The sequence below is a fragment of the Novosphingobium sp. BL-S-34 genome, assembly GCF_056857015.1.
Map to the genome: position 1 here is coordinate 1,233,029 of NZ_CM166473.1, position 9,472 is coordinate 1,242,500.

Sequence of the window (9,472 nt, forward strand, 5' to 3'; positions counted from 1 at the left end):
CTCTTGCGACTCGCTCGAAGCAAGAATACCGTCCGATGGTATACCACAAAAACGATGGTGCAAGAGGATAACTGAAGCATGGGTAAAGCGGGTGATACCTCGGCCGGGGTGATCGAGGAAAACAGCATCGGCTTCGTGCCGCTGGCGGAACGGCACGGAAAAGTGCGCGATCTCTTCACGCTTTGGTTCACGACCAATATCGCGCCGCTGCCGGTGGTGACGGGCGCCATGGCGGTGCAGGTCTATCACCTGCCCTTGACCTGGGGCATTTCCGCCATCGTGCTGGGCCACCTCGTGGGCGCTCTGGTACTGGGTGCCTGTTCCGCACAGGGGCCGCAGATGGGCCTGGCGCAGATGATCCAGAGCCGCGGGCAGTTCGGCCGCTACGGCGCGCTGCTGGTGGTAACGTTCGCGACCCTGCTCTACGTCGGCTTCTTCATCTCCAACATCGTGCTGGCCGCAAAGTCGGTCCATGCGCTGCAGCCCGCGGTGGGCCTGCCGGTCGGCGCCGTGCTTTGCGCCCTGGCCGCAGCCGGGATCGGCATCCTGGGCTACAACGTGATCCACATGCTCAACCGTGTCGGCATGTGGTTCATGGGGGCCGGGCTGATCTTCGCCTTCGTCAACCTCGTGGCGCTCATGCCGGCCGGTCTCTGGACCCAGGGCCAGGGCTCGGCGATCGGCTGGCTGGCGATGTTCTCGCTCGCCGCGGTCTGGCACATTTCCTATGCCTGCTACACCTCGGACTATTCGCGCTACCTGCCGCCCAGCGTCGGCATTCGCGCGCCCTTCCTGGCCAGCTTCGCAGGCGCCGCCCTTGGCGCGGGCGCCTCGTTCACCCTGGGCGCGGTAGCCGTGGCCGGTGCGCCGGCGAACGCCGACCCGATGGCCATCGTCAGCGGCGCCACCGGCATGCTGGCACCGGTGCTGATGGCCCTGTTCGTCTTCAACATCATCAGCCACAACGCCCTCAACATCTACGGCGCCGTACTGTCCCTCATCACCATGGCGCAGACGTTCTTCGCCTCCTGGCAGCCGGGCCGCAAGGCGCGCGTGGTGCTGTCCACCCTGGTGCTGGCCGGCTGCCTGGCCGTGGCGACGACTTCTGCGGACGACTTCGTGCCCCGCTTCATCGGCTTCGTCATCGGCCTGATGGTCGTCCTGGCGCCCTGGGCCACGATCAACATCGTCGACTTCTACTTCATCCGTAAGGGCCGCTATGACATCGACTCGTTCTTCCGCGCCGACGGCGGCATCTACGGCCTGATCGACTTGCGGGCGGCCGCGGCCTACGTCGCGGGCATCGCGGTGCAGCTGCCCTTCCTGGCGAGCAGCATCTACACCGGCCCCTTCGCCAAGGCGCTGGACGGCGTGGACGTGGGCTGGCTGATCGCACCGGCCGTCACCACGGCGGTCTACCTGGCACTCGGCGCGGGACGGAAGGCGGATCTCGCCGCCGCCCCCTGCCCGGCCGAATGAACACGCACACCTGGGAGAGCGACATGGCCACGATAGCCCTGGAGCATGAGAACAAGAGCTTCCTCTCGACTGCGGAGGAAATCATCGACGAAGCCCGAAACGGCCGCATGTTCATCCTCGTCGATGACGAGGACCGCGAGAACGAGGGGGACCTCGTCATCCCCGCGCAGATGGCCACGCCCGAGAAGATCAACTTCATGGCGCGCTACGGCAAGGGACTGATCTGCCTGGCCATGACCGAAAGCCGCGTCAGCCAGCTCGGCATCGGCCTGATGAGCGCCCGCAACGGCACGAAGCACGGCACCGCCTTCACCACTTCGATCGAGGCCCGCGTCGGCGTCACCACCGGCATTTCGGCGGCGGACCGCGCGCGGACCATCGCCGTCGCCATCGACGGGACCAAGGGCAGCGACGAAATCGTCACGCCCGGCCACGTCTTCCCCCTCATCGCCCGCGAAGGCGGTGTGCTGGTCCGGGCGGGCCATACCGAGGCGGCCGTCGATGTCGCCAGGCTGGCGGGCCTCAACCCCTCGGGCGTGATCTGCGAGATCATGAAAGAGGACGGCACGATGGCACGGCTCGACGACCTCATCGCCTTTTCCCGGCTCCACGGCCTCAAGGTCGGAACGATCCGCGACCTCATCGCCTATCGTCGCCGCCACGACACCCTGGTGGAGCGTACCGCACAGGCCCGTTTCCACAGCCGTTGGGGCGGAGACTGGCAGGCCATCACGTACCGCAACCGCGCCACCGACACGGAACAGATCGCGCTCGTGAAAGGCAGGATCGACCCGGCCAGGCCGACGCTCGTGCGCATGCATGTGATTTCTACGCTCACCGACATCTTCGCCGCGCAGAGCAGCGGATCGGGCGTGCTCGAAAGCGCCATGCAGGCGATTGCCGAAGAAGGTGCGGGCGTGGTGATCGCCATCAACCGGGCACGCAACGATCGCTTTACCATGGCCCTGAAGGCGCAGGCGGGCACGCTCTCGCCCGCCGACATGGACGAACTGCGCGACTACGGCGTGGGCGCCATGATCCTGACGGACCTCGGCATCGAGAAGATGACGCTGCTGACCAACACGCACCGAACTCCGGTGGCGCTGGCGGGCTACGGCCTCTCCATCGAAGGCGAGCGGCCAATAAAACCGGGACTCTGAAGCCGGAGCGCCCAGGCGCCGCCTAAAACGCATATTCGACATTCCCGTCATCCTCGCTGCGGCCGCCCTGTCGCCAAGGAAGAGTCATGCTCCCCGTTCTCGTCCCCGTCGTCCTGGCCGCATCCGCGCCGGGCACTCTCGATCATGCGCCTGCCGACTGCACTGCATCCGCAGACAGCTGCGCCGCACAGGTCGCCGTCTTCTCACCTGCCCCTGGGCCCGCCCCCGGAGTTGCGGCTGCGGAGACGCCGAAGGTCGAGGCGGCGCCTCCCACGCCGGCACCCGCGCCTCCGGCTGAAGCCGCAACCAAGGCCCGGCTCAAGATCGGTGCCGCCCTGCGCGGCCGCTATGACCTGCGCTTCAACGATGTCGGCAGCGCGGGCCAGCGCCGGACGTCCAGCCACTTGTCGTTCGATACCCTGGCCTTGACGGCCGACTACGATTCCACGCGCTTCTTCGGCGCGGCCCAGTACCGCGTCTACGGCGGCAGCTTCATCTACGGCAAGAACGGCGGCTACGACGGCCATGTCGGCGAAGTGAACTTCCTGATGTACGCCTATGCCGGCGCCAAGCTCAACGCCACGGACAGCGTGACCGTGGGCGTACAGCCCGTGCCTTTCGACGACCGCTACTGGGGCTCGTCGATCCTCGACGATCTCGGCTTCGTCTACGGCATGGAAGAGACCTACAACCTTGGCATGAAGTTCAAGCGCCAGACCGCGGACTACCGCGTGGAACTGGGCTTCTTCCCGTCAAGCGGACCCAATGGCATGGGCATCAGCACCGATTCCTCGCGCTATTCCACGAACATCGCCAAGGCCGACAGCTACGTTCCGGACGGTTCGCGCAATGATGAGCGCAAGATGATCATCGGCAACGTCCAGTACGCGCTTGTGAACAACCAGGACACCACGCTGAAAGCGACCGCCTCGGCCTGGATTTCCAGCATCTACAATTTCGACACCGATAAGGAGGGCAGCAAACACCTCTTCGCCTTCAGCCTGACGGGCAGCCACGGCCCGTGGAGCGCCAAGGCCCTGGTCGCGCGGCAGGATATCGACCCGCGCAACCCCGGCCGCAACGACATGATCTCGGTCGGCGGCTTCGACGGAAGCTACAACATCGCCGCCAAAGGCACTTACGCCTTCGGCGAGATCGGCCGCACGATCGACACCGGCAAGCTGCCCTTCGACCTGCTCGTCTACGCCAATTACGGCCGCTTCATGAAGGACGCCGCCGGCTTCCGCGACAGCGAGCGCTTCGATCTCGGCGCCGTATGGACGGCCAAGGACAAAGGCAGGATCAAGGTCTTCTCCGAGTTCCTGCTCGGTCGTAACGATCCCTATGTCGGCGCCGGCCAGTTCATTTCCGGTGCCGCCCAAGGCGGCGACGACAGGTTCAAGGCGGCCTTCATGATGATCTTCGGCTACTATTTCTGACCCGCCCCATGCGGCCACCCCTTGCGGTGTTCGGCCGCATGGGGTGGCCGCAGGTCTTTGACTTCGAACCGGGATATGCCGTGGCGGCGTAGGACATCAGCGCAAAAATACGCGTGCAGGCGGGTCCTCTGATCCTACGCGCTACATGCAAACACACGCCCCCCGCGACGCCGATAGCACCCCGGCAAGGCGGCTCGCACAGAGCAGGCGATCTCTCAAAGTGTAGCAAATCGGCATCGGTCTGCGGATCGCTCCGGACAAAATCCCGCAACAGTTAGATGTGATGTTGTAACATGTCGTTAGCAGGACTACCCGATGGCCGCCCGGGCACGGAAACGTCCGCGGGCGAAATGGTACGTTATACCGTCCCATATCATTGACAGCATAAAGGCCCCGCCATGAGACTTCGATTGCTTTCCAGCAGCGCCCTCGCCCTCTTCGCGCTCCCCGCGCTCGCACATGCGCAAGCCGAACCTGCAGACCGCAGCACGAACGGTGACGCAGACGGCTACCATCACACCACCGGCTCCGACATCGTCGTGACCGGCGTGCTGCCGACGAAGCGTCAGGACATGCTGTCGAGCGTCGCCGTCGTGGAAGGCAAGGAACTTACCCAGGCCATCCGTCCCTCGATCGGCGAAACGCTCCAGCACGAACCGGGCGTTTCCGCCAGTTCCTTCGGCCCCAGCGCCTCGCGTCCGATCCTGCGCGGGCTGCAGGGTGAGCGGGTGCGCGTGCTGACTAACGGCCTCGGTTCGATCGACGTCTCCAACACCTCGGTCGATCACGCCGTCGTCGTCAATCCGCTGCTGGCCGAGCGCATCGAGGTGCTGCGCGGGCCGCAGTCGCTCCTCTATGGCTCGTCGGCCATCGGCGGTGTCGTCAATGTGATCGACAAGCGCATTCCGACCTCGGTTCCCGACGAGGCGATCCACCTGGGCGCCATCGCGACATACGGATCGGCCGCCGACGAGCGTTCCACCGCCGGATCCGCCGACGTGCGCCTCTCCAGCCAGTGGGTCGCCCATGTCGACGGCAGCTACCTCAAGAGCGACGACATGCGCATCGGCGGCCACGCGCTCACCCCGGCGCTGCGCCGGCAGGCACTCGCCTCCAGCCTCCTGCCTGCCGATCCGAGCGATGAGGAGCCGATCGATTTCGCAGCCAACGCCGCCGTCAAGGGCAAGCTCCCGAATTCCGGCGCCAAGACCTGGACCGCCGGTGCCGGGCTCGCCTATATCGGCGACGGCGGTAACATCGGCCTGTCCTACAGCCACTACGACAGCCTCTACGGCGTTCCGATCCGCTTCGCGACCGAGGCCGGCCAGGAACAGGAAGCGCCGCGGCTCAGCATGAAACAGGACCGCGTGGACCTGCGCGCGGAAATCGATGGCGATGGCAAGATCCTGGACAAGGTCTCGCTGCGGCTCGGCTATGCGGACTATTCCCATGCCGAACTGGAGGAAGACGGCGAGGTCGGCACCACGTTCTACAACAAGGGCATGGAAGGCCGCCTGGAGTTCACCCAGGCCCAGCACGGCGCCTGGCGCGGCGCCACCGGCATCCAGTTGTTCAACCGCGACTTCAACGTGATCGGCGAAGAGGCGTTCCTGCCGAAGAACTCGACCACACAAGTCGGCCTCTTCACGCTCCAGCAGCTCGATTACGGCGCGCTGAAGTTCGAGGCCGGCGCCCGCTTCGAGCACACTGCCCTCTCGGCCCAGCCCGTAGGAGACCAGGCCCAGTTCTTCGGCGGCAATCGTAACTTCGATGCCTTCTCCGGCTCGCTCGGCGCCTCCTACGGCCTCACGCAGGACTGGCGCATCGGCCTAAACCTCTCCCGCACCGAACGCGCACCGGCCGCTGAGGAACTCTTCGCCAACGGACCCCATGCCGGCACCGAGGCCTACGAACTGGGCGATCCCGATTTCAGGCTGGAGAAATCATGGGGCGTGGAAGCCGTCCTGCGCGGCAGCGGCGAGAACTACACGTTCGAAGCCTCGGCCTATCACACCTGGTTCTCGAACTTCATCTACGAGGACCTTACCGGCGATGTCGAAGACGGGCTGCCCGTCTACGCCTTCCGCCAGGCCGATGCACGCTACTACGGCTTCGAAGCGCAGGGCACCTTGACGCTGGCGAAGATCGGCAGCGCCCGGATCGTGGCCGATGCGCTGGGCGACTATGTCCACGCCAACATCGTGAACGTCGGCGCCGCCCCGCGTATACCACCACTCCGAGTTCTCGGTGGCCTCGGGGTTCAGACGCCCAAGGTCGACGTGCGCGGCGAAGTCGAACATGTCTGGGCGCAGAAGCGTATCTCGGAGTTCGAAACCACCACGCCGGGCTTCACGATGGTCAATGCCGAAGTGAACTTCCGCCCCTGGGGCGACGAACGACCGCTCAGCTTCGCGCTGTCGGCCAACAACATCTTCGACGTCGTCGCCCGCCGCGCCGCGTCGTTCCTCAAGGATTATGCCCCTCTCAGCGGCCGCGACATTCGCGTGACCGCCCGCCTGAACTTCTGAGCCATCGGTGAGGGACGGCAACAGGTCGTCCCTCACCTGCCCGCATCATGGAGGATGTCTCGAAAAACGGGCGGAAGACCCGGCGCAACGGCGAACTAGTCCGGCTGGTCGAAGACCTGCTCAAGCAGGCCTCAGCCCCCGCGTCCGCCTACGACCTGGCGCGCCTTGCCAGCGAAAGAGAAGAACGGCTCTATCCCGCACAAGTCTATCGCGCGCTTGCCGAACTGGTCCGGCAGGGCCGCGTCCGACGGATCGAGGCGCTCAACGCCTATTGCCCGACCCTATCCACCCCCGGCGCGATCGTATTTGTCTGCAACGATTGCAGCCGGGCGTTCCAGCACGACCACCCCGAGATAGACACAGCGCTCCGCCTCGCCCTGGAAAACCACGGCTTTCGCCTCGACCGGCTGATTGTCGAGGCCACCGGAAAATGCAACGATTGCCGCCAGCGGACAGGCGACACCCGCTCCTGACAAGGTGTCTGCGGCGGGGAAGCGGACGGGCCGTCAGCGCGTCGTGACCACACCACATCCAGCATTGCCTCGGCATCCGCCAACCATTGCCGCCTCGCCCCCAGCAGGCTGTCCTCCGCTGCGATTTCCAAACCTGATGATCTCGATCATCGGCCGCATACGCTTGCCCGAAATGCGCCGAGCGGCTAATCCGCTCTCGTGACAGCACGCTATCTTGCGTAGGATCCCTTGGCATGGTCCGCCTACCTCCATCAAAGCGCCGAACGCTGGACGATAGCAGTCGCCTGACGAGGCATGATGCAGCCGGTCGCGCGGGCAATTTGGCCATGACGGTATCGAATGTCATCAAACGCACCGATCGCGGCGTCGCCAGAATACGCGAGCGCGTCTTGCCGCCGTTGGCTGACTGGAACACCTGTCGGCTCGAACGCTCATCGGTGCATGTATCCCCCTGAGCGGGTTGACCTGCGGTGATTGAGACCGTGCCTTATAGCTGACCACTGGCGTTTTCTGGCGGTCTAAGCGCGTGACACGTTCTGGGACAGCCTCATCCGCCGCCTGCGGGAGGCCTGGCTCGGGCGCAATTAAACGGCCCGCCGGGAGCTTGCGATTGGGCGCCAGCAACTTCGGCTTCAAAGCTGCGCGGCATAGTCAGCGTGACCTTTGCGGAAACACGCAGCCTAGAGTCCACCATGCTATCGGCCGCGTGATCGACCGTTCATCCCAGCCTGCGAGGGAGTCGATGCGATCCGGGCCTCCGAGGATTCTCCAGCGCGTGCGGGGGTATCTTCTGTCGGCGATGAGTTCGGAAGGACCAGGTCCGGTTGCCGGGCGCGTCGCGCGTAAAGCCAGTTGTACGCGAGGTGCCGTCTCTGCGGCGTGCTCCCCGCTCGGGTTCTGTCGCGTGTGCGGCGCCAAGGCGCGCGCATATGAGCGCGCTTGCCTGGGCTGGGCTGTCGTGTGTGCGGATATGGGGATGTGTTCATGGTTGCGGGGGCAGGATTTGAACCTGCGACCTTCAGGTTATGAGCCTGACGAGCTACCGGGCTGCTCCACCCCGCGTCACCATTGAGGGCTGAGCGTGTCAGCCTTGAAGCGTGTTTTGTTGTCCGTTCCGGGCGGTGCCGGCGTGGACGGCGGGGTGCTTCTTCCCCGCGTGATGATGGCTGCGTTCGTCATGAACGCGAACAGGGCCCTTATGGGGCCCTGTTTGAGGGCATTTGCCCTTTGTCATTGTGATGGGTTTTTTTACAGCACGCCGGCTTCAATGCCTGGCGACGTCCTACTCTTCCAACGCTTGAGCGTTAGTACCATTGGCGCTGTCAGGTTTCACGGCCGAGTTCGAGATGGGATCGGGTGGGTCACTGACGCTATGGTCACCAAGCAATGGAGACGGCGTGCTGTTTTTTAATCGATGATGCCCGTGCTGCTCCTGTTTGGAGCTGTATATCTGGCTGGATGATCGTCCGATCATCTTTGACGATGCTCTGCTTGGTAGCAGGGCTGTCATTGATGGTGGGATTCATCAAGCATGAACAGAGTTATTAGGACCGGTTAGCTCCATGGGTTACCCCACTTCCACACCCGGCCTATCAACGTGATGGTCTATCACGACTCTATGATACCTAATCTCGAGGGAGGCTTCCCGCTTAGATGCTTTCAGCGGTTATCCCTTCCATACATAGCTACCCTGCTGCGCGGCTGGCGCCACGACAGGTACACCAGAGGTATGTTCAACCCGGTCCTCTCGTACTAGGGTCAACTCCTCTCAAGTATCGACGCCCACGGCAGATAGGGACCAAACTGTCTCGCGACGTTCTGAACCCAGCTCACGTACCACTTTAATTGGCGAACAGCCAAACCCTTGGGACCTGCTCCAGCCCCAGGATGTGATGAGCCGACATCGAGGTGCCAAACGATTCCGTCGATATGAGCTCTTGGGAATCATCAGCCTGTTATCCCCGGCGTACCTTTTATCCGTTGAGCGATGGCCCTTCCACGAGGGACCACCGGATCACTATGACCGACTTTCGTCTCTGCTCGATTCGTCAATCTCGCAGTCAGGCAGGCTTATGCCATTGCACTCTTGCAGCCGGTTTCCAACCGGCCTGAGCCTACCATCGCGCGCCTCCGTTACTCTTTAGGAGGCGACCGCCCCAGTCAAACTACCCGCCACAGAGGGTCCCTGCACCGGATAACGGTGCGAGGTTAGACATCAGAACATAACAGGGTGGTATTTCACCTATGGCTCCACAACAGCTGGCGCCGTTGCTTCAAAGCCTCCCACCTATGCTACACAATTCTATCCTAATGCCACTCTGAAGCTGCAGTAAAGGTGCACGGGGTCTTTCCGTCTAACCGCGGGTACTCCGCATCTTCACGGAGAATTCAAT

General features: G+C 63.8%; 6 protein-coding genes, 1 tRNA gene and 2 rRNA genes (1 of these 9 only partly in view). 5 read left to right on the forward strand and 4 right to left on the reverse strand.

Features of this window, described 5'->3' with window-relative positions:
• Positions 1-78 precede the first annotated feature (78 nt).
• The 5 genes from AC1VV3_RS19305 to AC1VV3_RS19325 all read left to right on the forward strand — a co-directional run bounded on the left by AC1VV3_RS19305 (position 79) and on the right by AC1VV3_RS19325 (position 7,079).
• Entirely contained in the window at positions 79-1,479 is a 1,401-nt protein-coding gene (locus AC1VV3_RS19305; RefSeq protein ID WP_132266125.1) for a purine-cytosine permease family protein, read from the forward strand.
• Between the two features lie 23 nt (positions 1,480-1,502).
• Positions 1,503-2,639 carry a 3,4-dihydroxy-2-butanone-4-phosphate synthase gene (gene ribB / locus AC1VV3_RS19310; protein WP_482962174.1) on the forward strand — a complete coding sequence of 379 codons (1,137 nt, stop codon included), beginning with the start codon at positions 1,503-1,505 and terminating at the stop codon, positions 2,637-2,639.
• Positions 2,640-2,725: 86 nt separating this feature from the next.
• On the forward strand, positions 2,726-4,078 hold the full coding sequence (locus AC1VV3_RS19315) for a hypothetical protein (protein ID WP_482962175.1): 1,353 nt from the start codon (positions 2,726-2,728) through the stop codon (positions 4,076-4,078).
• 398 nt (positions 4,079-4,476) lie between these two features.
• Positions 4,477-6,606 (forward strand): TonB-dependent receptor, encoded by a 2,130-nt coding sequence (locus AC1VV3_RS19320; protein WP_482962176.1) that lies wholly within the window; start codon positions 4,477-4,479, stop codon positions 6,604-6,606.
• Between the two features lie 47 nt (positions 6,607-6,653).
• Complete coding sequence (locus tag AC1VV3_RS19325) at positions 6,654-7,079, forward strand: Fur family transcriptional regulator (protein WP_482962177.1); 426 nt, start codon at positions 6,654-6,656, stop codon at positions 7,077-7,079.
• Between the two features lie 985 nt (positions 7,080-8,064).
• Here AC1VV3_RS19325 and AC1VV3_RS19330 read toward each other — a convergent pair.
• From AC1VV3_RS19330 to AC1VV3_RS19345, 4 genes are all read right to left on the reverse strand, one after another.
• Positions 8,065-8,141, reverse strand: a tRNA-Met gene (locus tag AC1VV3_RS19330).
• Positions 8,142-8,348: 207 nt separating this feature from the next.
• Positions 8,349-8,463 (reverse strand): 5S ribosomal RNA (gene rrf / locus AC1VV3_RS19335).
• Complete coding sequence (locus AC1VV3_RS19340) at positions 8,456-8,605, reverse strand: hypothetical protein (RefSeq protein WP_482962178.1); 150 nt, start codon at positions 8,603-8,605, stop codon at positions 8,456-8,458. The genes rrf and AC1VV3_RS19340 overlap by 8 nt, the downstream gene beginning before the upstream one ends.
• Positions 8,604-9,472: ribosomal RNA gene (locus tag AC1VV3_RS19345) — 23S ribosomal RNA — on the reverse strand; it runs 1,925 nt beyond the window's last position. Before AC1VV3_RS19345 ends, AC1VV3_RS19340 begins: the two co-directional genes overlap by 2 nt.